General features: G+C 48.0%; 24 protein-coding genes and 1 other RNA gene. 11 read left to right on the forward strand and 14 right to left on the reverse strand.

Going from position 1 to position 26,688, the window contains the following annotated elements:
- Nucleotides 1-132 precede the first annotated feature (132 nt).
- From B7990_RS09355 to B7990_RS14950, 3 genes are all read right to left on the reverse strand, one after another.
- On the reverse strand, nucleotides 133-1,386 hold the full coding sequence (locus B7990_RS09355; protein WP_088640710.1) for a coproporphyrinogen-III oxidase family protein: 1,254 nt from the start codon (nucleotides 1,384-1,386) through the stop codon (nucleotides 133-135).
- A 19-nt stretch (nucleotides 1,387-1,405) separates the two neighbouring features.
- Nucleotides 1,406-2,308, reverse strand: a complete 903-nt coding sequence (locus B7990_RS09360; protein WP_088640711.1) for a radical SAM protein — start codon at nucleotides 2,306-2,308, stop codon at nucleotides 1,406-1,408.
- A gap of 299 nt (nucleotides 2,309-2,607) precedes the next feature.
- Nucleotides 2,608-2,754: a hypothetical protein gene (locus tag B7990_RS14950; protein ID WP_173354766.1), complete on the reverse strand. Its 147-nt coding sequence runs from the start codon at nucleotides 2,752-2,754 to the stop codon at nucleotides 2,608-2,610.
- Nucleotides 2,755-2,794: 40 nt separating this feature from the next.
- On the opposite strand from B7990_RS14950, the gene B7990_RS09365 reads away from it, so the two are divergent.
- Complete coding sequence (locus B7990_RS09365; protein WP_088640712.1) at nucleotides 2,795-3,439, forward strand: ABC transporter permease; 645 nt, start codon at nucleotides 2,795-2,797, stop codon at nucleotides 3,437-3,439.
- Nucleotides 3,440-3,470: 31 nt separating this feature from the next.
- On the forward strand, nucleotides 3,471-4,028 hold the full coding sequence (locus B7990_RS09370; RefSeq protein ID WP_088640713.1) for a hypothetical protein: 558 nt from the start codon (nucleotides 3,471-3,473) through the stop codon (nucleotides 4,026-4,028).
- A 39-nt stretch (nucleotides 4,029-4,067) separates the two neighbouring features.
- Here the strand turns inward: B7990_RS09370 and rnpB are convergent.
- An RNA gene (gene rnpB, locus B7990_RS09375) (RNase P RNA component class A) lies at nucleotides 4,068-4,430 on the reverse strand.
- A 124-nt stretch (nucleotides 4,431-4,554) separates the two neighbouring features.
- Here rnpB and B7990_RS09380 point away from each other — a divergent pair.
- Together B7990_RS09380 and B7990_RS09385 are read left to right on the forward strand one after the other, a co-directional pair.
- Nucleotides 4,555-6,258 carry a hypothetical protein gene (locus B7990_RS09380; RefSeq protein WP_254917435.1) on the forward strand — a complete coding sequence of 568 codons (1,704 nt, stop codon included), beginning with the start codon at nucleotides 4,555-4,557 and terminating at the stop codon, nucleotides 6,256-6,258.
- Between the two features lie 20 nt (nucleotides 6,259-6,278).
- On the forward strand, nucleotides 6,279-6,635 hold the full coding sequence (locus B7990_RS09385) for a hypothetical protein (RefSeq protein WP_088640714.1): 357 nt from the start codon (nucleotides 6,279-6,281) through the stop codon (nucleotides 6,633-6,635).
- A gap of 3 nt (nucleotides 6,636-6,638) precedes the next feature.
- Here the strand turns inward: B7990_RS09385 and B7990_RS09390 are convergent, their stop codons facing one another.
- Both B7990_RS09390 and B7990_RS09395 read right to left on the reverse strand, forming a co-directional pair.
- Nucleotides 6,639-8,759 (reverse strand): ATP-dependent DNA helicase RecG, encoded by a 2,121-nt coding sequence (locus B7990_RS09390; RefSeq protein ID WP_088640715.1) that lies wholly within the window; start codon nucleotides 8,757-8,759, stop codon nucleotides 6,639-6,641.
- The gene (locus tag B7990_RS09395) at nucleotides 8,760-9,776 is read right to left on the reverse strand and encodes an MlaD family protein (protein WP_088640716.1); all 1,017 of its coding nucleotides are present in this window, start codon (nucleotides 9,774-9,776) and stop codon (nucleotides 8,760-8,762) included. It abuts the gene before it with no gap.
- 179 nt (nucleotides 9,777-9,955) lie between these two features.
- Between B7990_RS09395 and B7990_RS09400 the strand changes: the two genes are divergently transcribed.
- Nucleotides 9,956-11,224 (forward strand): argininosuccinate synthase, encoded by a 1,269-nt coding sequence (locus B7990_RS09400; RefSeq protein ID WP_072827569.1) that lies wholly within the window; start codon nucleotides 9,956-9,958, stop codon nucleotides 11,222-11,224.
- A 57-nt stretch (nucleotides 11,225-11,281) separates the two neighbouring features.
- Here the strand turns inward: B7990_RS09400 and B7990_RS09405 are convergent, their stop codons facing one another.
- The gene (locus B7990_RS09405; protein ID WP_254917436.1) at nucleotides 11,282-11,668 is read right to left on the reverse strand and encodes a hypothetical protein; all 387 of its coding nucleotides are present in this window, start codon (nucleotides 11,666-11,668) and stop codon (nucleotides 11,282-11,284) included.
- Nucleotides 11,669-11,946: 278 nt separating this feature from the next.
- Between B7990_RS09405 and B7990_RS09410 the strand changes: the two genes are divergently transcribed.
- From B7990_RS09410 to B7990_RS09435, 6 genes are all read left to right on the forward strand, one after another.
- Nucleotides 11,947-12,819 carry a DUF3078 domain-containing protein gene (locus B7990_RS09410; protein ID WP_088640718.1) on the forward strand — a complete coding sequence of 291 codons (873 nt, stop codon included), beginning with the start codon at nucleotides 11,947-11,949 and terminating at the stop codon, nucleotides 12,817-12,819.
- Between the two features lie 85 nt (nucleotides 12,820-12,904).
- Nucleotides 12,905-13,519, forward strand: coding sequence for an imidazole glycerol phosphate synthase subunit HisH (gene hisH, locus B7990_RS09415; RefSeq protein ID WP_088640719.1), 615 nt, complete (start codon nucleotides 12,905-12,907; stop codon nucleotides 13,517-13,519).
- 159 nt (nucleotides 13,520-13,678) lie between these two features.
- Nucleotides 13,679-14,518 carry a TIGR02147 family protein gene (locus tag B7990_RS09420; protein ID WP_088640720.1) on the forward strand — a complete coding sequence of 280 codons (840 nt, stop codon included), beginning with the start codon at nucleotides 13,679-13,681 and terminating at the stop codon, nucleotides 14,516-14,518.
- A complete protein-coding gene (locus B7990_RS09425; RefSeq protein ID WP_088640721.1) occupies nucleotides 14,499-15,836 on the forward strand; it encodes a hypothetical protein in 1,338 nt (445 codons plus the stop codon). The genes B7990_RS09420 and B7990_RS09425 overlap by 20 nt, the downstream gene beginning before the upstream one ends.
- A 238-nt stretch (nucleotides 15,837-16,074) precedes the next feature.
- Nucleotides 16,075-16,467, forward strand: a complete 393-nt coding sequence (locus tag B7990_RS09430) for a hypothetical protein (RefSeq protein ID WP_088640722.1) — start codon at nucleotides 16,075-16,077, stop codon at nucleotides 16,465-16,467.
- Between the two features lie 46 nt (nucleotides 16,468-16,513).
- Nucleotides 16,514-18,130 (forward strand): hypothetical protein, encoded by a 1,617-nt coding sequence (locus B7990_RS09435; protein WP_088640723.1) that lies wholly within the window; start codon nucleotides 16,514-16,516, stop codon nucleotides 18,128-18,130.
- 216 nt (nucleotides 18,131-18,346) lie between these two features.
- Here B7990_RS09435 and rph read toward each other — a convergent pair whose 3' ends face one another.
- From rph to B7990_RS09470, 7 genes are all read right to left on the reverse strand, one after another.
- Nucleotides 18,347-19,072 (reverse strand): ribonuclease PH, encoded by a 726-nt coding sequence (gene rph / locus B7990_RS09440; RefSeq protein WP_088640724.1) that lies wholly within the window; start codon nucleotides 19,070-19,072, stop codon nucleotides 18,347-18,349.
- Between the two features lie 117 nt (nucleotides 19,073-19,189).
- Nucleotides 19,190-20,062, reverse strand: a complete 873-nt coding sequence (locus tag B7990_RS09445) for a prephenate dehydratase (RefSeq protein ID WP_088640725.1) — start codon at nucleotides 20,060-20,062, stop codon at nucleotides 19,190-19,192.
- A gap of 166 nt (nucleotides 20,063-20,228) precedes the next feature.
- Nucleotides 20,229-20,990, reverse strand: a complete 762-nt coding sequence (locus tag B7990_RS09450; protein WP_254917437.1) for a C40 family peptidase — start codon at nucleotides 20,988-20,990, stop codon at nucleotides 20,229-20,231.
- A gap of 153 nt (nucleotides 20,991-21,143) precedes the next feature.
- Nucleotides 21,144-22,118: a biotin synthase BioB gene (gene bioB / locus B7990_RS09455; RefSeq protein WP_088640727.1), complete on the reverse strand. Its 975-nt coding sequence runs from the start codon at nucleotides 22,116-22,118 to the stop codon at nucleotides 21,144-21,146.
- Nucleotides 22,119-22,353: 235 nt separating this feature from the next.
- Nucleotides 22,354-23,307 (reverse strand): ornithine carbamoyltransferase, encoded by a 954-nt coding sequence (gene argF, locus B7990_RS09460; RefSeq protein ID WP_088640728.1) that lies wholly within the window; start codon nucleotides 23,305-23,307, stop codon nucleotides 22,354-22,356.
- Nucleotides 23,308-23,899: 592 nt separating this feature from the next.
- A complete protein-coding gene (gene dusA, locus B7990_RS09465) occupies nucleotides 23,900-24,937 on the reverse strand; it encodes a tRNA dihydrouridine(20/20a) synthase DusA (protein WP_088640729.1) in 1,038 nt (345 codons plus the stop codon).
- A gap of 32 nt (nucleotides 24,938-24,969) precedes the next feature.
- Entirely contained in the window at nucleotides 24,970-26,670 is a 1,701-nt protein-coding gene (locus B7990_RS09470; RefSeq protein ID WP_088640730.1) for a sensor domain-containing diguanylate cyclase, read from the reverse strand.
- Nucleotides 26,671-26,688: the final 18 nt, after the last annotated feature.

Genomic DNA, 26,688 nt, shown 5'->3' on the forward strand with positions numbered 1-26,688 from the left:
TCCACAGTTTTATCCGATATAAAGTTACTTCTTTAATATACTTTTATAATCATTTGTAATTTGCGGGAACTTCGTATCCGTGTTTGCGTAGCTGTGCTACGTAATCCTTGTTCTGCAAGCGAAAACAATTCCCTAAAATTCAATCTTCTCCGGGAACGCTTCTTTCCTCATTATTCCCCACATCTTGTCAATGTAAGAGAGCGTGTAGAACTGCTCGTAGTAATGATAGTAAAAGGCTCCCTTCATGGTCATGGAATAGACTCCGTTCTCTTTTGTCAGGAATCCGATTTTTTGCGCTAGCCAGAAATCAAAGCCGTACATTTTCTGGAGCGGGACGCCAAAGAAATGCTCGAATTTCTTTTCGTCCAGTTGCATGCTGTAAAGCGTCCAGAACAGGTAATACACCATCCTCTGCCTTGGTGTGAAGCGGATGGTCAATGAGGTCGGCAACTTATCGCTGTCAATCCTCTTGCAGTATTCCTCTACGGAGAAGGTATTTATCTTGAACTGTTTTTGAAGGAGTGTTGTGGCGGAACATCCGAATCCGAGGAAGCTGTCGCGGGTCATGGATGAATATTTGGCTTCTTTCTTGTTCGAGAAAGTCCAGATGGAACTGCGGTGGTATCCCTTCTCGTTGAAGTAGGCGGTGATTCGGTCTAGCAGCTCCTTTTTCTGCTTTTTCGGCATCGTTTTCACTTTGCTTTTGGTAAAGGAAAAATCGATGAACGGGTAAATTGCTACATGGTTTGCGCCGCTTTCGAATGCGGTATCCACGTCCGCTTTGATGTCTTCGTAAGTCTGGTCGGGGAGCGCGAAGATGAAGTCCATGGAAACTGTTTCGAATTCCACGGCGCTTAGGGCTTCTTTTAATTTGTTTGCGTCAACTTTCTTTCGCCCGAGAATGTTTTGGTATTTTTCCTGGAACGATTGGATGCCTATGCTGAGTTTTGTAACGCCCGCATTTTTCAGCCTTTGGAGTGTTTCGACATTCACGTTGTCGGGGTGCAGCTCGACGCCGACGCCTTCGGTTACGATGAAATGTTCCTGGATCGCTTCTATGATTTCTCCGATTCTATCTGCGATTAGGGCGGGTGTGCCGCCGCCAAAATACAGGCTGGTCGTTTCTTTCTTGTTTTTGTATTGACCGCCGACTTTATGGATTTCCCTTATCAGCGCGTCAATGTAGCGGTCGCACAGAGCCTTGTTATAGACGGTCTTGCAATAGGGGCAGAATGTGCAGATGCTTTTGCAGAAAGGGATATGCACGTAGAGGCCGAGATTCTCACATTCCTCGAAGGGGAGAATCTCGTCGTATTCGTTTTTGAATAAAAAAGGCTTAATGGACCGGGTCAGCCACGCTCTAGTTAAAGTCGTTCTCAAACTCATTCAAAAAACTCTCGTTAGCTTATACGTACTTGAGGTATGTCCTTACCGCTTCGAAGGCGATTTTCAAATTGCCCCTGAAAAGCAGGGTGTATTCCGCAACGAAGAAGTAACCGCATTCTTCGCAAAGTCCCGGAACGTCGATGCACCTTCCGCATACCGAAATTTTGCCGTCTTCGATGACCAGGCACTGGTAGCACGGGGTGGGGAAGCTGTTGTTGACGAGGTACGGGAGGGAAGCCTTGAGATTGAATATCGGGTAGCCTTTGTCCATCATCTGCAAGATGGTATCTGCAATTTTCTGCTTTTCGTCTTTGGACAGGAAAAGGTTTCTCGTGTCGGGATAAGGCGTGTGGAAATTGAACGAAACCGCCCGCACGTTTTTCGTGTCCTTCGCGATCTGGCAAACATCCCGCACGGCATCCTTGTTAATCTGGTTGATAGCCATGTAGAAGCAGATGTTGTCTGCGGTGGCGTTCTTGACATTCTCCATGATGGTATCGAATGTGTTGCCTCTGATGGCGTTATGGCGTTCCCTGTCGCCGTCAAGGCTTAGCAGAAGCAGGTCCGCTTCGGGCAAGTCGATGGGTTGTGTTCCGTTCGTGACCACGTTGACAATCATGAAGCCCATTCTCTTGGCTTCGATGACCAGATCCCTGACTGTCAAATCGCCGTCTCTCCACAAGAACGTTTCGCCGCCGCAGAAGAATAGAATCCGCGCGCCCATGTCGTACAATGTCTGCATCTCCTTTTTGATCTGGGTGTAGGGATGCATGATTGAAGTGATGTTGTTGACGGAACAGTGCTTGCATTTCAGGTTGCAGCGGTCGGTTACGATGACGGTGCCTAAAATCGGATCTTTCTTTTTGAAAAGGACTGTCTTTAGCCAGAAGTTTGCGAAGTAAAGGAAGGACGAGATTTTCATTAAAATTTTCCTTTGACAAAAATTTCTTTATTATTAAATCGGTAATGATATTATACAAAAAATATGCCTTTCGGGATTGATTTCATGTTTTTTGAGAATTTTTACGTCAATTTCGGGGAAAAATACGCGTTTTGACGTAAACTTTTAAACAAAGTAATGAATTTTGCGCTTTAAAAACAAAATTTTATTCTTCACAGCGACATTTATGGGTGAAAAAATGTTTTTGATGAGAAATTTGTGTGCTGAAAAGTACATTTTGCCTCAAAAAAGAACGTTAAATTACAGACAACGTTGAAAATTTACGTAAAAAAGAGATTTTTTTTCTTGTTTTGACGTAAAAAACGACGTTTTTTCAAAATCAAGCTTTTTGACGCGCCTTTTACATCGTTAATCTCTGCTTTCATGATGATTAAATTATCTTTTGCAAAGTCCTTATATTTTTTCAATTCCCGACCGCCAACTTCTGACTACCTACTGCCTACTAATATGCTCCATGTTTTTAAACACGAACTTCGTTTGATTTTCAGGGATCCGCGTTTCTGGATCCCGTTCATCATCCCGCCGGTAATCCTCGCGGCGAGCCAGGCGATTGCCGTGTCGCGTTACGGTGGCGAGATTATGCAGGGCATGGAAAGCTACATGATGCTTCTGCTCGGTTGCTTGATGGCTCCGATGGGCGCTCCTTTGGCGGGTGACAGTTTTGCGGGCGAGCGCGAACGCAATTCGCTGGAACTTTTGCAACTTTCGCCGATTGCGCCTGCGAAACTTTTCTGGGGCAAGCTCCTTGCCGTTCTTCCGTTTCCGCTAGTGTTTGCACTTTTGGCGCAGTTGGGCTATTGGTTTTCGCATTCCGAGATTACAACGCTGGAGGCTGGTGCATCTATGCTTGGTGCGCTCTCGGCGGTGCTCCTCACGACCGCATTTTCGTTGATGGTGTCGCTTCGTGTAAAAACTGTCCGTGCGGCAACTCATATGACGTTGTTCTTTATAGTTCCTCTTCTTTTGTTAGTGCAAATGGGGCACGAAGTATTTTTGCAGGGCTTGCTTATACCAGTTGTAATTTTGTTTTTGTCTACTGTAGTTAGCGTTGCTGTGACTGTTGTGGGAATGCGAAAATTTGTAAGTTTATAAATTACGATATAAATAAAAAAGGAGAAATGAAATGAATAAATTATTATTGGCTTTGGGCACGATTGCGTTTGCTCTTGCGTTGACGGCTTGCGATGATTCCGCATCGAGTGGCGATAGTAATGGTTCCGGTTCAAATACAACGAGCAAAACGACAGGAAGTTTCCCGCCGAATGGGGACGAAGGCTTCTATTGCGATGTTACGGATGGCACAAATGCAGATGGCTCGTACTGGAAACAGATTAAGGTGAATATTCCGAAATACAAAGGCCATGTGGAAAAATTTACGTTTGACCAAAACGGCACTGGGACTCAGTATTACGAAGACTCCTTTTTTTATACAACGTCTTATGAAAAAACGGCCATGTGCTTGGAGTATGAAGACGGGTTAAAAGAAAACTCACACAAGAGAAATTATACCGAAACTTATTGTGGAAACGGATTCTATTATTTTGTTATTAGCTTCCAGAACTTACACTTGGAAACGCTTCATTCGCAGGTGGACGATTACGAAGATGATTGCAAAGATTACGAAAAGAAGTGGAAAGACGGCGATTACGACGAATTCATAGAAAAAAGGACTTGGAGATAATCTATAAGGAGAATGCCTCCGCTCTTAGCGGAGGCATTCAAATAGGGTAACTATAAGCCGGGTTCTGTACTCCTTGCGGAGCGATGACCATCTCTCTGGACGAATCGTTACCGACCGCCTCAAGCGACCTACCCGGATATCCAGCTGGCGCGGGCCGCACCAGGCTCTTTCGAGCGGAATCCTGCTTGGTCTTGCACCGGATGAGGTTTACCATGCCACTCCTGTCACCAGTCGTGCGGTGAGCTCTTACCTCGCCGTTTCACCCTTACTCGCATTGCTGCGGGCGGTCTATTCTCTGCTGCACTTTCTGTCGCGTTTCCGCGCCTGGACGTTATCCAGCATCTTGCCCTGCGGTGCCCGGACTTTCCTCCAGCTGTGAAGCCGGCGGCCATCCGCTACCCGCCTTCAAATGTAGAAAAAGCAACGGGAACGTGCAAGTATAGAAATCGGCGAAATCTCTCGTCTCTTGTCTCTCGTCACTCGTCTAAAATTGTATATTCTCCTTGTGAAAAATTTGATATTTTATTTGTTGTGCTTTGTTTCGGCGTCTGTTGCAGGCGCGCTGGATTCTAATGCCGTTTTCCGAGTCGATGAAATTCGATATGAAATTGGCGATGCATTTGATGATTCTCGTGTGCATACGAAATACGATAAGTGGGCGTACGATATCTTGAATTGGGTGCATATCGAAACACGTGAAGCTACAGTCCGTAAGCTTTTGCTATTCGATAAAGGCGACTTGGTCAACCTGCATTTTCTTCTGGAATCGGAACGTTTTTTGCGAGACCAGAAATTCCTATCCGATGCTAATATTTCCGTTGCCGGCGAAAATGGCAAGAATGTCGTGACCGTCCAGACGAGTGATAACTGGACGCTTACGATCCCTGTGACGTTTGGCTTTTCGGGAAGCGAATGGTCTTACGACAACTTGGTCTGGGGCCTCGGTATTCAGGAAAGCAATTTCCTTGGGCTTGGGCAAAAGCTCGGATTTTACTACGGTCATGACGAATTTCGCAACATGTTGCAGGTGGAATATGGCGATCCGCATTTCCTTTTCCGCTATAACCATTTGGATTTGTTGTACAGTTACAATACTGATGGCTATTTGGCTAGCTGGAAAATGTATGTGCCGTTTCTTAGCCGCAGTACGAACCAGTGGGCCTATACTCTTGAGGGCTTGAAAAACAAACGGAATGCATATGTCTATGGAAGTGGCGATCTTCCGCATGGAACAGTTGAAGTAAAGCCTAAGCGCGCTTTGGATTCGCTCCCGCTTTTCAATGGTGAGAAAACTGTTGAACTGATGCAAATCGAAGATTATATAAACGATTCACTCAGTTTCCGTTTTAGCCGGTCTTTCGGCGGAAAACAGCGTAAACTGTATTTAGGGGCAACGTATGATTATTTGCGCGAAACCGCAGATAAGGGTGAAATTTTGCGTTACCAGTTTACGGATGGAAAGAAAGCTTACGCGATTGATTCTGCAAGCGCTGTTAACGAATGGGTGCCGGAACGAAAGGATTCTCGCTTGGGCTTTTATGTGATGTATTCTAATTTACGTTATGAAAAAATTAAAAATTTCCATAATGTCAAATGGACCGAAGATGTTGACAAGGGCTTTTCCGTTAAAGCTCAGATTTCTAAAAATTACGAACAAATTGGAGCTGCGAACAATGATATTCGTTTAGATTTCTGGACGAATCTGTATCTTGGACGGGAATTTCACCACCTGACGTTAAAGTCTTATATGAACTTTTATCTGGACCATGGCAAGCGTCATGACTTTTTTGGTCGCGTGAATGGTGAATATATTTTCCATCCGAGCGATCGCTTTGCAACTGCATTGTCTGGCTTATTGGATGTTTACGATAATGCTAGATATGGCTATCAGTTGACTCTTGGAAAAGCTGATGGCTTTGTTGGCTTCCCGACTGGTTTTTACGCAGGGCAAGCTCGTGTTTATGCAAATTTGGAACAGCGCTGGTTCCCGGATATTGAAATATTGACGCTTGCGCCTGTTGTTGTCGCTTTTGGCAGTGTTGGCGAAACGGCTGCTCGTGTGATGGATATCAATCGTAAGGATTTGATTTATGTATTGGGTTGCGGTGTGCGACTGGCACAGACAAAGTCTATCACACGATTGATAAACAAAATCGATATAAGTTTCCCGCTGAATGGCGCTCGCAAAGGTAAAGCTCATTTCTCGGTAACGACATCTTATTCTTTATAAACTTTTAAGGGAGCTTGAACATGGCGACGGATGAAGAAAAAAATCAAGACGAGGCTGCTCGCGAGAATCGTCGAAAAAGAGCTCGAGAAGTCAAGCGCGTTTTTATGCGTGTTGAAATTATCATCGGCATTATTGCCATGATCGCAGGTGCGTGGCTTACAATTCTCGTTTGGAATGAAGGGTATTTTGCGGGTGCCTTGATGCTTGTGATGACGGGTGGTATCAATGTGTTCCTTGCAGCGAAGGAACTCGTCAATCCGACCGACCATATTTTCCACTGGCAGGCGATTTTCTTTTTGATCGTACGCCGTGCGATGTTCTTCTTGAATGTTGTCCTGATTGCGCTTGTCGTCGGTACAATGACGCGCTTGCTTTAGATTTTAATGGACGCCGTCCTCGTTTGCCGAGGGCTTCTCGTTATACCAAGTCTGTATTTTTTCTTTGGCGGTTTCGTTGAATGCGGAACCGTCTTTTAATATGTGCTCCGCGCGTTCAAGCGTTTGCGAAATGAGTTCCTGGTCGTGAATCCAGTCGAACCAGCGGAAAACCCAGTTGCCGCTTTGTTCGTTGCCTTCGAGGTTTCCGGCGCCACGGGTTTTCAAGTCAAGTTCTGCGATTTCAAAGCCGTCCTCGGTGGCGGCAAATTGTGAGAGGCGTTCCATGCTCGTTTCGGCGGCTTCGCCTTCGGGCGTCATCAAAAAGCACCAGGCTTCTTGATTGCCGCGACCCACGCGTCCGCGCAGCTGGTGGAGCTGCGCCAGACCGAATCGGTCTGGCTGGTCGATGACCATGAGGTTTGCGGCAGGAACGTTCACGCCGACTTCGATAACCGTTGTGGCGACGAGAATCTGGATTTCGCCTGCGGCAAACTGCTTGATGATTTCGTCTCTTTGCGAGTCGTCCATTTGACCGTGGACACCTGCAACTTTGAGCTTTGCAATATTTGCATCGGTGTGGCCGATGGCGGCGATGAAGGATCGCATCTCGTTCACGATGTCATCGACGCTGCGGGCGCTTGAATCGCTTGCGGATGAATTCTCGGAACTGCCCGCAGAATAGTCCGAACTATCGGCGTTCACTCGGCTTGCAATCCAGTAACAGAGATTTCCGCCGGCGGCTTCCTTGCAAATAAACTGCTTCATGGATTCGCGTTTCGCGGCGTTCACGAGACGCGTCTTGATGGGCTTGCGGCCTGCGGGCTTTTCCTTGATGCTGATGACTTTCAAATCGCCATATAGCGTCATCGCGAGGCTTCGCGGAATTGGCGTCGCGCTCATCACGAGCATGTCGGGGTAGTCGCCTTTGGCGAGCAGCGCTTCGCGCTGGCTCACGCCGAAACGGTGCTGTTCATCGATAATCACGAGTCCGAGCTTTGCAAAGAAAACGTCCTTGCTAAAGAGCGCATGCGTCCCGATGACGACATTGCAGAGGCCCATTTGCAGTTCTCCGAGAATCACTTTCTTCTCGGCAGCGGGAGTCGCCCCGACAAGCAGATGAACACGAATGCCAGCTGCATCAAAGAATGGCTTGAGCGACTTGAAATGCTGGCGGGCGAGAATGTCCGTCGGGACCATCAGGGCGCACTGTTCGCCTGCTCCGCAGACCGCCATGATGGCGAGCATGGCGACGACGGTCTTTCCACAGCCCACGTCGCCCTGCAACAGTGCGTGGAATTGCTTTTTTCCATTGAGACCGTCAATGATTGTATTCAGCGCCGCGTCCTGACCTGCGGTCAGCTGGAACGGGAGGCGCGCTTTCGCCGCCATCACGTTCCCCAAATCAATCTGGCGTTCATGCCCGCGAATCTTTTGATTTTCGCGGCGCTTCACCATGCGCAGGCAAAATGGCAAAAGCTCCAGAATCTTAAGCTCGCGCTTCGCTCTGTAAATGGAATCAAAATCCTTGGGCATGTGGAGCGCTCGGAGATTGTCCATCACCGGCGCAAAGTGCAAATAGTCCGTGAGCTCGCGCGGGCAAGCGTTCGGGAGCGTGAGTCCCGGAAAGTTGAAAATCGTCTTGTACAAATTGCGGAAGAACCGCTGTTCCATCTTCGCTTCGCGGCAGATTTCACTAATCGGGTAAACGGGGAGAATTTGTCCGTTAAACGCTTCGCCTTCGTCGAACGGCTGCATGTCCGGGTGCACTAGTTGCAGTCCGCGATATAATCCGACCGTACCTGATACAAGCCAGCGAGTGCCTGGTTTCACGCGGCTTGCAATGAATCGTGTGCCACGGAAAAATAAAAGTGAAATCTCGGAAGTGCCATCGGTAAGGACGGCCATAAAGCGCGACATGCGCCCTTTGACAATCCCTGCGCGCGTGATGATTCCTATCACGACAGCTCGCTCGCCATCGTGCAGGTCTGCAATCTTTGTAACCTTTGTCTGGTCGAGGTAAGTGCGCGGAATGTTGTATAAAAGATCGGCGACGGTATTTAAACCAGATTTGCTGAGCTTTTCAACCCTTTTAGGGCCAAGTCCGGGCAGGTTTGATAAATCCATTTACTTGCCCGCTTTGTTCTGTTCTTGTTTAGCCTTGGCTTCTTCTAAGCGCTTGCGGGCCTTGTCGCGGGCGTTGTCACCGATAATGTTCATGTTCTTCCATGTAATCAGCTTAATCGGTTTGCCGTCTTTATCCTTGAACCCGAGATTTTTTGTATCAATGGCCTGAACCGCCTTGTTGAGGTTGGCGATAATATCGTTTATATTTTCAACAAGCTCCTTGGATTGCAAAAGCGTTTCGGAATCGATTCCCTTCTCGATGCTTGTGATGACTTCGTTTGTCTTCTTTGCGTTTTCGGTAAGCGAAAGAACGACGGAATCCACGAGTGAAATCTTTTCGTTTGCTGTTGCGGTAACCGTCTTGATGGCCGTGTCGGCCTGGAGTGCGGTCTTGGTCAGCGCGTTGCTCGACGAGTTCACTTGCTTAAAGAGCTTGTTCATTTTCGTGCCGAGAGAGCCGACTGTCTTTTCTGTGTGCGCAAAGATATCTTCGATGGAGTGCATTGCCTCTTCGTAGATTTCTGGGGCGGACTTGTGCGAGGAATCTCCCTGGGCGAGCAAAAGAATTGTCTTCTGCACGGCTTCGAGCTGTTCGTTCACATTCTCGATGAGGCGCAGTGTTTCTGCAATGCCCGGTTCAAAATGCCCTTGGAACACGTGGTTCTCTGGCATGATTTCGCCTGTTTTCGAAGGAATGATTTCGAGACGGCGCTGTCCCATGAGGGCGTAGTTTATGTTGTTGAATTGAGTGCCCGCGCGGAGCGTTAGAGGTTCCGTAAAATTGATCTTTACGCGGGATCTGTCTTTCAACCAGGTGACGCTTCCGATTGTGCCGACGCGGTAGCCGCGCAAAACCACGGGATCTTCGGGTTGCAAAGAACCAAGTTCGTTAAAATCGACAATCGCCGTTTGGCGCACGTTCTGGTGGGCCGCCCACATGCCAAATGAGATACCGCCGAAAATGCAGGCAAATACAATGAAAGAAATGTAACCAAGCGCTCTGTCCGAAAGTTTCATATTTTGAAAATAGAAAATTCTGCCAACTATATTGACGATTAACTACCAACAATCATTTAATTGCTATCAACTGGTAACTATTAACTAGTAACTAATGACTAATAACTATTAACTAACAACTAATAACTTTTTTTACTACATTTATCACGTCAAAAGTTTTATCTCAAAGGACATTCAAAATGGCTAAAACAGAATCCAAGAAGAAAGTCGTCCTCGCTTACAGCGGTGGACTTGACACCTCCATCATCATTCCTTGGCTCAAGGAAACCTACGACGTCGAAGTGATTGCATTCGCAGCCGACCTCGGCCAGAATGACTTCCCGAACGCAAAGGCTCTCGAAGAAAAGGCTCTCAAGACCGGTGCTTCCAAGTGCTACGTTCTCGACCTTAAGAAGGAATTCCTTGAAGAATACGTTTGGCCGACCGTTCGCGCCGGTGCAAAGTACGAAGGCACTTACCTCCTCGGTACGTCTTTCGCTCGTCCGCTCATCGCTAAGTACCAGGTCAAGATCGCCGAAAAGGAAGGCGCTTACGCTGTTGCTCACGGTGCTACCGGTAAGGGTAACGACCAGGTCCGTTTCGAACTCACCTACGCAGCACTCAACCCGAAGCTCGAAGTCATCGCTCCGTGGAAGGACCCGCGTTGGACATTCCACAGCCGCGAAGACGCTATCGACTACGCCGCTGCACACAAGATTCCGCTCAACGGCATCAGCAAGAAGAAGATCTACTCCGAAGACGGCAACCTCTGGCACCTTTCTCACGAAGGTGGCGTCTTGGAATTCCCGGAACAGGAACACAAGTACGAATTCCTCAAGCACACCAACACGTATGAAAAGGCTCCGAACAAGGCTGATCACGTGACGATCTCCTTCGAAAAGGGCAATCCGGTTGCTATCAACGGCAAGAAGATGGGCGCTGTTGAACTTCTCGAATTCTTGAACGAAATCGGTGGCAAGAACGCTTGCGGTCTTTTGGACATCGTCGAAAACCGCCTCGTCGGCCTCAAGAGCCGCGGTGTTTATGAAACTCCGGGTGGTACGCTCCTTTACAAGGCTCACGAATGCTTGCAGCAGCTCGTGCTCGACAAGGAAACTTTGTTCGAAGCCCAGAAGATGTCTATGACCTATGCAAACCTTGTCTACAATGGCCAGTGGTTTACTCCGCTCCGCCAGGCTATGGACGCCTTCTTCAATGAAGTGAACAAGGTTGTGACTGGTGACGTGACCCTCAAGCTCTACAAGGGCAACATCATTCCGGCTGGCATCAAGAGCCCGTACAGCTTGTACGACATGGGCCTCGGTGGCTTCACGGACGTTGACATGTACGACCAGAAGGACGCTACTGGCTTCATCCGCTGCTACGGCCTCCCGCTCAAGACTCGCGCTCTCTTGCTCGGCAAGAAGACGAACGTTGACTTCGGTGGCGTTCCGAGCCTCAAGAAGTAATTAGTACTTCTCAAAGCTTTCAAAAATCCTGACTCATCCGAGCCGGGATTTTTTTATTTAGAACTTGTACGCATACCCGACTTGCCAGAGCACAGTCGGTTCGTCGTGCTTCATGAAGTAATGGACGGGAATCCCGATTTGCGTAAACACGCCATAAATATTTGCACGTACTTCTGCGGAAATATCTAGTGATTCCTTGTAGTTGTACGAACGCACATAACGCTTGCCGTTAGCCCTGTTCAATGCCTTGTGGATTTCGTTTGGGGCTTTGGCGAAGGCGTATCCGCCGCCAAGTCCGAGGTCTAGCGAAAAAGGTAATTCTCTGAAGAACTTCCAGGCGACGCTCCCGCGAAAACCTGTCCAGAAATCATCGGGGCCGAAGCGGAACCCGCCTCCCATTGCCCTGAAAAAGACATTCTTATAACCAACGCCGCCGTTTATCATGATTGGGGTTGGTCTCCCTACAGACATTCCCGCTTCGAATTGCCAAGTTTTTTTTCCTCTTTGCGGGGTGACAGCGGAGTCGCTGGAGCCTTCTGATGCAAAAGAGCTTTGGACAAAAAAAACGAGAAATACGGCTGTAACAAGGCGCTTGAATAACATGTTTGTAATAATAGTAATCGAAAATGATGTTGAATCCGTTTTTCTATTAAAAAAATGTTATCTTTAAGTACGAACACAAAAGGTCTATGGGAAAGAAGGACCATAAACAAGGAAGAAACATGAAAAAATCACTATTCGCAATCGGTTGTGCAGCACTCATTTCTGCATCGACGGCTTTCGCTGAAGGGGGAATGTTTGAAGGCTATCTCCCTGAAAACTGGACTGCTGATGTGGTCGCTGCAGTAAAGTTCACCCGTATGAATTTTTACAACTGGCATCAGGAAAGCGGAACATCGTCTTCGACATGGCTGGTGACTTATGATGCAGATCTTAAGGCTCACTGGAGTGTCGCTGACTGGCGCAACAAGCTGAATCTTGCTCTTGGTCAAACATGGACCGATGGGCTTGGCAAGCGCAAATCTGCGGATAAGATTTTCTATGAAACAATGGCTGACTTCAACGCCCTTGAAAAGTTTAAGCCCTATGTTGGCGCCCGTTTCGAATCTCAGTTCATGAAAGGCTATGAATATAGCGAAGATGAAGAAGGAAACGAAATCAAGACGACGATTTCCAAGTTCATGGATCCGGGCTATGTCACGCAGATGGCTGGTATCGGCTACTTCCCGAATGACATGTTCTCTACGCGCCTTGGCTTTGCCAACCGCATGACCATTTCGAACAAGTACCTCTATGCTGATGATCCGGACACGAAGAAAGTTGAAAAGTTCAAGGATGAACCGGGCCTCGAAAGCATTACTGAATTCAAGTATTCTTTCTCTGACCTTGTCAGCTTCAAGAGCCGCTTGTGGGCTTTCGTGAACTTCAAGGGCTTCGATGAAATTGACGGCAAGTGGGAAAACCTCCTCGCTGTGACGCTTTCTCCGCTCTTTGAACTCCAGGTCGGCTACGATGTCGCTTACGATAAGGACTTGGACGAAGATTCTCAGCACAAAAACACGATCCTCATCGGTGTGACCTGGCGCTGGTTCTAATTTAGAATCAAATCCAAATTATTTACGGGAACCGCTTCGGCGGTTCTTTTTCTATCTTTGTTCCTGTAAAATTAAAGAGGTCATTATGGCGATTACTGTTGTGGATTATAATGCGGGCAATTTGACATCGGTGATGAATGCTCTCAAGTACATTGGCGCTGATGCTAAAGTGAGTCGCGATCCGGATGAAATTGCGAAAGCGACGCGCTTGATTTTCCCAGGTGTCGGTGCCGCAGCCTCTGCTATGGAAACCTTGACCAAGACGGGAATCGGCGAAGCTATCAAGGCTGTCGTAAAAGCTGGTAACCCGGTGCTTGGCATCTGCATCGGTTGCCAGATCATTCTTGAAGAAAGCGAAGAAGACGGCGGCGTGAAAACGCTTGGGCTTATTCCGGGACGCGCAGTGCGTTTCAAGGATGAACCGGGCCTCAAGATTCCGCACATGGGCTGGAACCAGGTGAACTTCACTCGCGAACACCCGATCATGAAGGGCATTCGCAGCGGTTGCGACTTCTACTACGTGCACTCCTACTACCCGCAGGTTCCGGCTGAATATTCCTTTGCCGAGACGACTTACGGCACACAGACCTTTACGGGACTCCTAGGTAAGGATAACTTAATTGCAAGCCAGTTCCATCAGGAAAAGAGTGGTGAAGTTGGCCTTGCCATGTTGAAAAATTTCTGCGACTGGAAGATTTAACGGAGCGGGCTTGTCCCGCTTTTTTTTGTAACATTCTAGTATCATGAATTTAATTGATTTTAATTAAGAAATGCAAAGTTTGCGTATTTTGATGTAAAATTGAATGAATAGTATCATGAAATGTTGCTTTGCTTCTTGTTGTATTGTATATTTACGGTTATGGCGCCGGTAACGGAATACGAAGACTATCGCATATACATGCAAGACTACTACAATGAACGGAAGCGGACAACTTCGTTTTCGTGGCGAGAGTTTACTCGTGCTTCAGGTTTTACGTCTCCGACTTATCTTAAATTGGTTTGTGAAGGGAAAACGCGTCTTTCTCCTCAAGGGGCCGAAAAGGTTGGCCTTGCGATGGGGCTTGCGGGTTTTGAATTTGAGTATTTCAAGACGATGGTCTCCTATTGTCATGCGAAGACCGATCAGGAGCGTAAAAATGCCTATGAATCCATGTTGCGGCTTGCATCAAAAAACAAAGTCAAAATTATTGATGGCGATGCGTTTAAGTATTTCCAGTCATGGATAAATCCCGTTGTTAGGGAACTTGCTCCGGTAATGCCAGGAGCGACTCCGGGAGAAATCGCAAAGCGCTTTTGTCAAGTCGTTTCTGCTGGAGAAGTCCGCAATTCGCTAGAATTTATGGTTCGTGCCGGGCTTTTGAAAAAGAACGGCGATGCTTATGAACAGGTGGATAAGCATCTAAAAGGCGTGACGTCGGCAGTGTCTGTTGCCTTGCGTTATATGCATCGCGAAATGGCGCACTTTGCAGAAGAAGCGATCATCCGGTATGCACCATCGGAAAGAAATTTTACGGGACTCACTATGGGCATTTCTGCAGAAGACTATGAAAAAATCTTGCAGGAACTCGATGTCTGCCGAAAGAGAATTGCTCAAATTGCCTTGAACAGCCGTGGTACAGAACGCGTTTATAGGTTGAATTTACAGCTATTTCCATTGACATGGAAAGAGGATAAGTCTAATGCAAAAACTGATTCTTAACTTATCTGCTATATTTGCTTTTCTTGGGGTGGTTGCTTGCTCCAGAGGGATTACCGAAGAAGGTAATTCCATTGCCGAGTTCGATCTGTGGGATGGATCGAATGGCGATTTGCAAGTAAATATGGGCAATGGCGTGTCGGGACATTGGTTTAGCGTGAATGACGGAAGTGGAAATGGCTCGTCCTTGATTAAGTTCCCGACCATTGAAAAAGAAAATCTTAATTCTGACAACATAAAGTCTATTGTCGCGTATTGTGGTGGTGTTTGTGGAACCGTAGAACTCGGACAAGCGTCTGATCCCAGTGCTGGCGTGGGTATAGCGCTTGCAGAAAACGATTCTTCCATAGACATTTCTGGATGGGATGGCATTTGCGTCTCGTATGAATCTGAGCTTTCTATGGAAGGCGTACTTAGTTATGAAAATGGCGCTTCTGATGACATGCCTACGGTTAATTTTGACAAGACGGTCAGTGGAAACGCAGTTGCTCGCTGCGCAAAGTGGACTGATTTTAAACAAAATTCTCCGAACAACAATTCTGGTATTGAAGCTTCTAAAAAAGCCTCATCGATTATCTTTAAATTTGTCGGTAAGGCGAAGGAATCAGGATTCTTCAATATCAAGGGCGTGAGCTCTTATAAGCATGGTGTCGAGAATTTGGATTCTATTGAATATGTAGAACCCACGAAGGCAGATACGGTTTCTTGCATGTGGAACGGAACTTCTGACAAGCCCAGCTCTTTTGTAAAAAATGACATGGATGAAATGAGCAGAGGACGATGGTTTTCTTATAATGATCGCAGCGATGGTGGTGCTTCTCTGTTGTATTGGTCTGCGGAGGCCCCGAACTATAAGAACGCTATTGAATGGTTGACTGATGAAAGTCTGTTTGTGGGCGGTCTTTCGGCTAGCGTTTCTTTGGACAAAGGAAATGCATCCCAGGCTTATGCTGGCGTTGGCTTTAATATGGTCATTCGTGAATCTGCGGATTCGGCTTATTCTTCGAAAGCGGTGGACATTAGCAATTGGGGTGGAATTTGTGTGTACTACATGGCCGAAAAGAACATACGCATGGTGCTTGCCTCAGATTCTATTGAAAAAGAATATAATTTGGCCGCCTCTACTGTTTTGACTCAGAAGTGCGTCTCTTGGGATGAAATGTCTACTGCTGGTTTAGAAAAATCTGCTAGTGATATCAAGTTCGAAGTCCGTTCGAGTGAAAATGTGTTTAACCAAATCCGGTTCAACATTGTTGCTGTTGGAAAATACATAGCTGGTGGTGCTTGCATTATCGACGAATCCAAAGTGAAAGCTTTTTAATAAATTGTTGACTTTCTGCAATCTATAATTTATATTGGATATGGAGTGTAGGAGGTTACTTTCGTGTTCAGAAAGTTATGGAGTATTGCTGTGTTGCCAGCTTTGTTTGGCGCCTAGGCCTGTTCTGATGACAAAACGAGAGGTGTCTCTGTAGAATCGCCATCGAGCCAAACGCCTATGTCGTTCAAAAATGACCTTTGGGATGGCGCGACCGGAGAGCCTAAAGTAAATATCGAAGGTGAAACAGCGGGTTATTGGTTTCATGGTTGCTGATGAAAATAAAACTGCGGATATTTCGTCTTGGGGCGGCATTTGTTTAACCTATACATCGGACGCATCTTTCCGAGTCTACCTGGTATCGGAACTTGGCGATGAGTCGGACCACAATACGAAACCTCATGCTTGGTTTGCAGCTCTACTTGATCCGGAGTCGCCTATGACAAAATGTGTCCAATGGCATGATTTCACTGTCCTAAAAAATGGTTCTAGTGATATTGAACGTTATGGCGACGAGGATGCGAAAAAGGCTAAAGTAATTCTCATTAAGTTTGAAGGTTCTTCGGGAGAACAGAAAAATTTCAATATCAAATCCCTTGGTACCTACGATGAACGTTTGCTTGGTAGAAGCTAGGATGCAGATAGCTTCTACAGCGAAATTAATATAACGGGAGGATATTATGTTTAATAAAATACTGGTTATTGCGACATCGGCTCTGTTGTTTAGCCTTGTCGCCTGTTCCGATGATAATCCATCGGGTGGTTCTGTGCCGCCAGTGACTGACGAAAGCAGTTCGTCTGTTACGGGAACGAGTAGCGACGATGTTGGCGGGAGTGCCGCAAATATCTCGTCGAGTAGCGAGACTGCAAATTCCTCAAGTAGTGCAAAAGTGCCGAAAAATACGGCAGCTTGTTTGTGGAATGCCAGCAAGGGCGACTATCTGGTGAATACAGGATTTGATCCTGATAGCTTACGTTATGCTGGGCTTTGGTATAATTTTAGCGATGACCCTGCTGGCGGTGTTACTGAAATTCATATGCCGGATGTGTGCGTTTATGAAGGGCCTGAATATGATTGTATCGTGGCTCTTTTAGAATTCTGTGGAAGTTATTGCGCTGAATTTCGTTTTAGAAAAGGATTATCAAATGAAATTTTTGCGGGAATGGGATTCGAAGTTGCTGGTTTTGATAATCCCTATGTCTCGAACCCCATCCGATTGTATGGCGATATCAGTGACTGGGGAGGCATCTGTGTGACTTATGCTGCGGATAGGGATGTGCTTCTGAAACTTTATACTGATAGCGTTACTTTTTATAAGACTGATCTTGTTAAATCAAATGAATTTGTAGAAAAATGCATTACTTGGGATGCTTTGAATGCTACAGAGGCTTCAAAACATGCGTCTAGTATTCGTTTCGTTATGCCGGGCTCAGATAATACTAATGGACACCTTTCTATCGCCGCTATTGGTAAATACGATGCGAATGGAACTTGTGAAGTTGATGGCTATGCTGAAGTTTTAACAAAGGGTAATGGTAACTTGGAAGGACTCTTTGTTTTGCGCAGTTCCAGTTCTGGGCAAACTATTGTAAGTAGCAGTAGTAGCGCTAGCGGAGATTGCGAAGTTCCGCAGACGGTTAGCGGGCTTTGGAATCGGTTGTCGAATCCTGGATCGAATGACCGTGTGATGACGGGATTAGATAATGGTACCGAAACTTCGGGGTATTGGTTCAGCTTTGGCGACGATATGTCCGGTGTTGGTTCTGTAAAATGGCCGCAATCGCTTGGGATTGAATATACGACGGGCGATGAAATTTATGATTACTGTATGGGCGTTTGTGGAGAATTAGAATTTGCAAAAGAAGGTTATTTGGGTATAGGTTTTCATGTCGCTGGCGTAGTTGATCCGTCTGAAGGTGATTCACCGGTGGCTAAGGCGAATATTTCGGAGTGGGGAGGCTTGTGTGTAACGTATGCTTCGGACGCTGACTTGGAAGTTGTTTTGGCATATGCTCAAGAGAGTGGATTTGGAAAATTCTCTAGAATGCCTAAGATGACATTGCCCAAGTCCGTTAAGCTAAAGACGGTATGTGCCGATTGGAATAAATTTATGACGGTGTTTAGTGAAGTCAGTACAACATTTATGACGTCGATTCTCTTTGCCGTGCAAGGTGATGCAAATACTAAGAGCCGATTCAATATAAGGGGCCTTGGCAAATATTCTGAAAAAACAAACTTCTGCGAGTACGACGATGATCCGTTTGTATCCGGGAAAATGGGCCTCGTTATCAAATAACATGAAACCCGTCGCAATCGCGACGGGTGTTCTCATATCTCGTCTGTTGCCGTGTGGTTCGGCAGGCTCACCATCCTGGTTACGTCATGGCGGACTCCTGTGCTGCTTGCACTGAGCAACGCCGAAGTGAGCAATGTCGAAGCAAGATCCGCCATCTCCTCTCATCTATTGCCGTAGAAATGTCATTCCCGCGAAGGCGGGAATCTCCTCTCTAAATTACGGAAGTTCGCCGCCGATGAGTTCCATCTGCTTCTTGTAAATTTCCTTGCAGGCGTTCTCGCCGAGGTCGAGGAGCGTATTGAGCATGGCGCGGTCAAAGCTGGCGTGTTCGCCCGTGCCTTGCACTTCGATGAAATTCTTCGCGTCTTGCATCACGACGTTCATATCGACGTCGGCGGCAGAATCTTCGACATAGCAAAGGTCGCAAAGCGGCTTGCCGCTCACGACGCCCACAGAAATGGCGGTGATACCGTGCTTCAGAATCTGCTGCGTGATGCCGAGGCGTTCCTTGATTTTCTTTACGGCAATCGCGAGGGCGACAAAGCCTCCGATAATGCTGGCTGTTCGCGTACCGCCATCGGCTTCAATTACATCGCAGTCCACGACGATGGCGTTCTCGCCGAGTGCGGCGAGATCGGCTGCGCCGCGCAGCGAACGGCCCACCAGACGCTGGATTTCCTGCGTACGGCCGCTCGCGCCCTTGCGCTCGCGTTCCACGCGCTTGCCCGTGCTTTGCGGGAGCAAGCTGTATTCAGCCGTGATCCAGCCCGTGCCGCGACCGGCAAGCCAGTCCGGAACTTTCGGGAGGAGCGTTGCGTTGCAGATGACGCGTGTGCGTCCCATTTCAATAAGGACGGAACCGTCGGCGCTCGAGATAAAGCCTGTGGTCATCTTGAGATTGCGAAATTCTTCAGGTTTGCGATCTGTGCGTGTGTAGGACATAATAATTCCTTTGGGGTGGTGGGGTATGGGGTCGCTTTGCTCTGAGCAATGACATTGTGCTTTAGCTCATAACTCAAAGCGTAGCGTACTGAAAGCGCTTTAGCGTGTGCCCATAGCTTAATAACTCAGTTTCTCCGTTGTTCCTTCGCGGAAGCTTCCGAGGCGGTAAATAAAATCGGTGTACTGCTGTAGTTCCTTGAGCGCTTCAACGACGTTCGGGTCCTTCGGATTGCCTTCGAACGAAAGGTGGAAAATGTATTCCCACGGACGGTCCGGATGCGGGCGGCTCTCGATGCGCGTGAGGTTCAGCTTGCGCTTGGCAAAGCAACCGAGCGCTTCGTACAAAGCGCCGGACTTGCTTGAATCGCTCAACATGAACAAAAGCGTCGTCTTGATAGGCGGAGTCGGCTTCTTGCCTGCTTCAAAGTCCGGCAATTCAATGGCCGTTTTTTGAATCGCGTAAAAGCGCGTGAAGTTCACGCCCGGCAAATTTTCGAGACCCTGCTTCAAAATGTCAAGACCGTAGAACTTGGCGGCGTATGCGCTTGCAATCGCACCGATGTGCTTGTCGCCGCGCTTCGCGATTTCTTCGGCGCTGCCTGCGGTATCGTAAAAAGCGGTACTCTTGATGTTTGGGTGCTGCCCGAAAAAGCGACTGCACTGGGCGAGTCCCTGCGGGTGGCTCAGCACTTCGGTAAGGTCTTCGAGCTTTGTGCCCGGCAATGCACAGAGCGTATGTTCAATTTGCAACTTGACTTCGGCGACAATCGGATGGCGCCACTTGTAAAGCAAGTCGTAGTTGTCGTAAATGGAACCTGCGGTCGAGTTTTCTATAGGGATGGCGCCTCCGTCAACGACTCCTGTTTCAATGCCCTGGAAAATTTGTTCGAACGTGTCCATCGGCACGACTTCGATATCGTTTCCGAACAGGTGGTAGGCGGCACTTTCGCTATAGGCCCCGCGACGGCCCTGGAATGCTATTTTCTTCATGAGATGAAATATAAAAAGTAGGGAGTCGGATGTAGAATGTAGGAAGGAAAAATTAGTATGGAATTTGGTTATTGGTCGATAGTCAATGGTCTTTAGTTGTTGTAACAGCGTCGTCGATGTTTAATTAAAAACTAATGACTAAGAGCTAACGACTAAAAACTAGCTGTTACTTAAACCGTCTTGCGCCTTTGTATTTTGACGACCAATAGTTATCGTCCATGGAGGTGATCACCACGCCTTTACTTGTACTGGCATGAATGAATCGGTTCCCCTTTAAGTAAATGCCGACGTGGCTGATTTTCCAGAAGTTTCCGAAAAATACAAGGTCGCCTTCTTGCAGTTTCGTACGCCTGATGGAATAGCCGCGACCATCGTCATAAATATGTTGTGCGCTGTGGTCGAGTGGAATCCCGTAAAACCCTTTGTAGACTTGCATCACGTAACCGGAGCAGTCCGTCTTCTTTTTGCCGGCCGCTCCGTAAACATACTTTGCCCCGAGCCATTCCTTGGCGTATTTTTCAAGGTTTGTTGGCCTGGCTGTGCGCTTTGCTTGTTTCTTTGCTTTAGAAGCGGCTTCGGTTTTTGCTGCTACAGCTTTTGTAGCGAGTTCTTTTTTGTTTGCTTCCTTTTTTGCGGAATCGGCTTTTATGGAGCCTTTCTGTACAGTCGCCGAATCACGCTTGCTTTGTGTTGTAGACAAATGCGCTGTAGAATCTTTGGGGCTTGCATCTTTTTCAACGGTTGCAAGCGAGTCTGCGCTTGTATTTGGGGATGCAGCAAGCCTTTCTTCTTGTACTAGTTCTTCTTGCTGGTTTACGGTGGTCGAGTCGATTTCTACAGTTTCTTGCTTTGGAACTCTGTACCGCTTGTAAGACCCGCTCTTTCTGTCGTATCCTGGGCGTACGGGAAAAGCGCAGCTTGAGAGCATTCCCAAACAGCATACAATAACAATTCCCGTAATGACGCGACTTTTGAAAGCCATCAAATTAAATTTAAATAATTACGGCTCTCAAGAAAAGCTTTATTTGCTGTCATGCCTGCCTCTGAGCAGGCATCTCCATCTTAGTCTCGTGAATTATTTTTAGCCGATAAATCCGTGTGGCTTGAATCCGAGACCTTTCACAAGCTCAAAATCTTTGCAACTGTTTATGCCTGCGGTGGTGAGCATGTCGTCCGTAATCGCTGCATTTGCACCGCTCTTGAATGCTCGCTTGCCGTCGTCGCCCAAAACGCCGCGACCGCCTGCAAGACGGATGAATGCCTTCGGGTTGATGAATCGGTAGATTGCCACGATGCGGCAGAACTCGTCGTTCGTGAGCTTCGGGAGATTCTCGTACGGTGTTCCGGGAATCGCGTTCAGCACATTTACCGGAGTGGACTTCACGCCGAGTTTGCGCAAATCCAGGCACATGTCGATTCGGTCTTCCATCGTTTCGCCAAGGCCCATGATGCCTCCGCTGCAAATTTCAAGACCTGCGGCAAGGGCGTTCTGGAGTGCGCCGATTTTATCGTCGTAGGTGTGTGTTGTGCAAACATCCGGGAAGTGGCGGCGGTACGTTTCCAGATTGTTGTGGAAGCGGGTGAGGCCTGCTTCCTTGAGCTTGTCGAACTGTTCCCTGTTCAAGAGGCCTGCCGAAAGGCAAATCGAAAGCTTCGTCTCTTTTTTCAGGCGACGGAGCGCTTCGCTAATCTGTTCCACGTCGCGGTTCGAAAGCGTACGGCCCGAAGTCACGATGGAGTAACGCGGGATGCCTGCCGCTTCTTTCTTCTTTGCGTCGGCGACAATCTCGTCGGCACTGAGCAACTTGTATTCAGGAGCGCCGGTGTGGTAGTAGCTGCTTTGGGCGCAGTATTTGCAGTTTTCAGAGCAGCGACCGCTGCGGGCGTTCACGATGGAACAAAAATCAAAGTCGTCACCGTGGAACTTTTTGCGGATTTCGTCTGCGGCTTTCGTGAGTTCGTCGAGGTCTTCGCTTAAAAGCTTGATGGCGTCCTCGCGAGTAATTTCGTAACCATCATTTAAAACTTTATTTTTGAGTTCTTGAACGAAAGACATTTCTCACTCTCTGTTTTTGAATTTTTTTTTCGGTGCCAAATATAGCTATTTAGGGAAGGGGTGACAATGAAAAAGCCCGGCGGTGAGGCCGGGCGAATTTCAAATAGCGATAGAATTTCTCAAAATTCGATTTTGTCTTAGAGGCGAGTTAGACCAGGCGCGAATCCTCTGTAGCGTACAAATCGTACGTGAGGAGGTGAGCAACGCCGTATAACGAAGCCTATAAGGCAAAAGATTATGCAAACGGCGTCATGACCTGCCACAAAACTGCTTTGTGTGCATGAAGCCTATTCTCTGCTTCTTCGAAGCTCATGTTCACGTCGAGATTGTCCATCACAGAGTCCGTGATTTCTTCGCCGCGGTGAGCCGGCAAGCAGTGGCTGACCTTGCAGTGAGACGGAGCGAGCTTCAAGAGTTCGTCGTTGATCTGGAACGGCAAGAAGTGGCTCTGCTTTGTAGCCTTTTCGCCTTCCTGACCCATAGAAACCCAAACGTCGCTATAGAGAATGTCGGCGTCTTTGACAGCTTCCTTCGGATCGTGGAATACGCGATACTGGCAACCGTGCTTCTTCAAGCCGGCCTCCGCTTCTTCGACAACCTTAGAGGGCTGTTCAAAACCCTTCGGGCAGGCGAGCGTGAAGTTCATACCGACTTTAGAGCAAAGGGCAAGGAAGGAGTTCGCGACATTGTTGCCGTCACCGATGAAAGCGACCGTTTTCGGCTTGTTGCCGTTCTTGAATCCGCCGAGATTTTCTTTGATCATCTGTGCAAATGCGATAGCCTGGCACGGGTGGTAATCGTCGGTCAATGCGTTCACGACCGGGATGGAACCGTATTCAGCGAGTTCTTCGACGAGCTGCTGCTTGAAGCAACGGACCACAATGGCGTTCACCCAGCGGCTGAGGCAGCGGGCAACGTCCTTGACGCTTTCGCGCTTGCCAAGACCGATAGAATCCGGGGAGAGGAGCACGGCGTGGCCGCCGAGCTGGTTCATGCCCACCTGGAAAGTCGTAATAGTTCGCAGCGACGGTTTTTCGAAGAACATGGCGATGTTCTGGCCGTGGAGTCGGTCAGAGACCTTACCAGCGTGAACTTCAGCCTTGAGACGCGAGGCAATCTCAATGGTTTCGAGAACTTTTTCTTCACTCCAGTCGGTCAAGCGGAGGAAGTGTTTGTTGCGATCTATCATTTGGTTTCCTTTGGGGTTATCCCTATTTATCGTTTGATTTATGAATCAACAGATGTCTTTTTGTCGCTAAAATTGGTCACTTTTCTAAATGAAAAACGAAAAAACGGAGCTTTTACACTCCGTCTTTTACAGGAAATCACAAGAAAATGCTAACGGATATTAGCGAAGTTTCTTTTTGTGACGGTCACGACGACGGCGCTTCTTACGCTTGTGAGTCGCAATCTTCCTGCGCTTTCTTTTCTTTCCGCAAGGCATGTTGTATCTCCGTTAAAGGTTAAACTTAAAAATACGCCACCAAATAGAGAAAAATTTTATTTGGTTGTCAAGGGGTGAGTCTTAAGTTTTAACACTAAACTTAAGACTTTAAAATGCATTGAAAATGTAATAATGTACGTCATGCGGGCGGGGCCCCAGCTCGAAAAAACTTAAACCCATCCTGGCGCAAGCGCCAACCTTACGGCTCGACCATGACCATACAAGTATGGTCGCGGCACTCGCCTTTTAAGGTTGTGGCCGACGCTTTATTCTCTCAACGTTTTTTATAAGACTAAAGTTAAGTCATTAGTCTCACTATTAACGATATTTATTTTCTCTAGTCTCTTGTCTCACCGACGAGTTCCATCGCCTTCCTGATGAGGGCGGCGGCGCCTCCGTAAAGGTGGGCGCGCGGACTCTCGTTGCTGAGCGTGGCGCGGAATTTGCGGGCGCCCGGGAGTCCTGCAAAAAGCCCGTAGAGGTGCTTCACGAGAATCGTTGCGGGGCAACCTTCGGCAGTCTGCTTCTCGACGTAGGGGAGGTAGGCTTCGAGGAGCGCCTTTCGAGTGGCGGGGCGGGCGTTCCCGGCGATGATTTCTGCCGGGTCATTGCTTTCGGCGCGGATATCCCCGAAGATTCTTTCGTCGGCATCGTGCAGAAACCACGGATTCTCGTACGCTTCACGACCGACCATCACGCCGTCCAAATCCTTCAGCTGTTCTTCGACCTGGTCGAGTGTCTTGATGCCGCCGTTGATGCTCAGGTTCAGCTCCGGCATTTCTGCCTTGAGGCGGTGGACGAACTCGTAATGGAGCGGCGGCACTTCGCGGTTCTCTTTGGGCGAGAGCCCCTTGAGCCAAGCCTTGCGCGCATGCACGATGAAAATTTTGCAGCCCGCGTCATGCACGGTCTGGATAAAGTCCGTGAAAAATTCCCAGCTGTCCAGGTCATCGACACCAATGCGGCACTTGATAGAAACTGGAATCGAAACAGCGTCCTGCATCGCCTTGAAGCAATCGGCGACGACGTTCTTCTCTTTCATGAGGCATGCGCCGAAGTTCCCGTTCTGCACACGGTCCGAAGGGCAACCGCAATTCAGGTTGACTTCGCTAAAGCCTGCCGCTTCCACGAGCTTTGATGCGGCGGCGAGATCCGCCGGATTGCTACCGCCAAGCTGCAATACAGCCGGGTGTTCAAACGGCTCGTGCCCGAGAAACAAGTTCTTGTTCTCGCAATGCAGAAGCCCCGTAGAAACGACCATCTCGCTGTATAGCAGAATATGCTTGGAAAGCAAACGCAAAAAATAACGTTCGTGGCGGTCCGTGCAGTCAAGCATCGGCGCGATGGAAAGTCTACGGTTGAAGTCGATGTTCATGAACGCAAAAATAGAAATTTTGCGAATCTTATTTATGCAATAGGCTTGTCGGTGCTTTCAACAGCCTTGTCGTCTGTCCAGAGGATGACCTTGTTTCGGCCGTGTTCCTTGCCTTCGTAAAGTGCCTTGTCAGCGAGCTGAATGCACTTTTCGGCGCCTTGACTGCTATCGAACTGGGCTACGCCAAGCGTAATGGTGACCTTGATTTCGTATCCGCCAAAGAATATGGTTTGATTTTCGATTTGCTTGCGGAATCGTTCAGCAACGTGCGCAGCATCCTTCAGTTCTGTTTCTGGCAGGAGCGTCAAGAATTCCTCACCGCCGTAGCGGGCGAGCACATCGTACTTGCGGAGTAGACTGCGGATAGTGCTTGCGACTGACTTGAGCACGGCATCGCCTGCGGCGTGTCCATAAGTGTCGTTCACATCCTTGAAATGGTCGATGTCGATAAAGATGATGCTGAAAGCCTTCCTAAAGCGGTTTGCACGGTCAACTTCCTTTTCGATCGTCCTGTGCATATCGCGACGGTTCGGCAGTTGCGTGAGTTCATCGGTTCTCGAAATCAAGTCCAGTTTCTTGTTAGCTTGTTCAAGCTCGTAGGTCCGTTCCTTGACTTCTTTTTCGAGCAATTCCCTGTGGGCGTTCAGTTCCTGAATCTGTCGTTTGATGGTCGCATGCATCTGGTTAAATACTTTAGCCAGTCTGCCAATTTCGTCCTGACTGCTCTTCGCCTTGAATTCCTCGATGTTGAGGTTTCCTTCTGTAATTTGCGAAATGTGGTCAATCAAGTTGTTTAGCGGCTTGCAGACAATCAGGATCTGCCAGAGGGACACAAGCAAAATGGCGATGATGGAGCTGTATAGAATGATTCGGCTGACGTGCTGAACCGACGATACCATCGTGTCGATTTCTTTCTTGGGTTGCAGTGCGATAAGACCAAGGTCGTAAGTCGGATTGAATGTCCTGTTGATGAGGTAGGATGTCCCGTTATCAAGAGTAAGGAATCGAATGTTTCCATCGTCGTCCTGCTTGAGGTTCATGTCCCCAAGTCCAAGCTCCGAAATCTTGTGGACTCCGTCGAGCCACGTTCTCATGTCTGGGTGGTATAGAATTTCGCCTTGACTGTTGCAGGCGATGAGGATGCCGTTCTGCCCGACTTTATAGTCTGTGAAGTATTTCCAGAGGCGACGGATTGAAAAGCTCGAAATCAGTCGACCGTCTCCTATGGCTCGGTCCGATACGACAACGCCAAACGCGCGCTTGGGTGTGCCGTCTGCATCGCGGTACCATGGTGAAATGGTCGGCCGGTGGGGTGAAATTCGGTTGAACTCGATGGGGTAGCTGATCTTTGCAGAACCCATCATGGAGTTGTTGCAGATGAGATTGTAATTTCTGTCGAAAAGGGAGATGGTTTCGCCAGAGATGAACAGCGATGAGATATTGTAGCTCTTGAGGTACCCTGCCGCTGTGAGCTTGTCCATACTCTGTATTTCGGATGTCTTGGCTAAAAGTGAAAGGCGGCTTGCAAACTGTTCCATTTCGTTGTTTGCGGTGTTTGCTAGTTGCTGAAGCTGAGTTTCGTTTGTGTCGTAGCTCAGTTTCAAGGTCGTCTTCATTTGCCTCTGAGTAAAGATGTATGTTCCTATCATCACGATGACAAGCATTGAAACTATCAGGAGCAACAGGCTCTTGATAATGATGCTATTCGTGAGACTGGAAATCTTTAAACTCATACGTATCTTTTATAAGAA

The organism is Fibrobacter sp. UWB4 (genome assembly GCF_002210345.1).
GTDB lineage: Bacteria > Fibrobacterota > Fibrobacteria > Fibrobacterales > Fibrobacteraceae > Fibrobacter.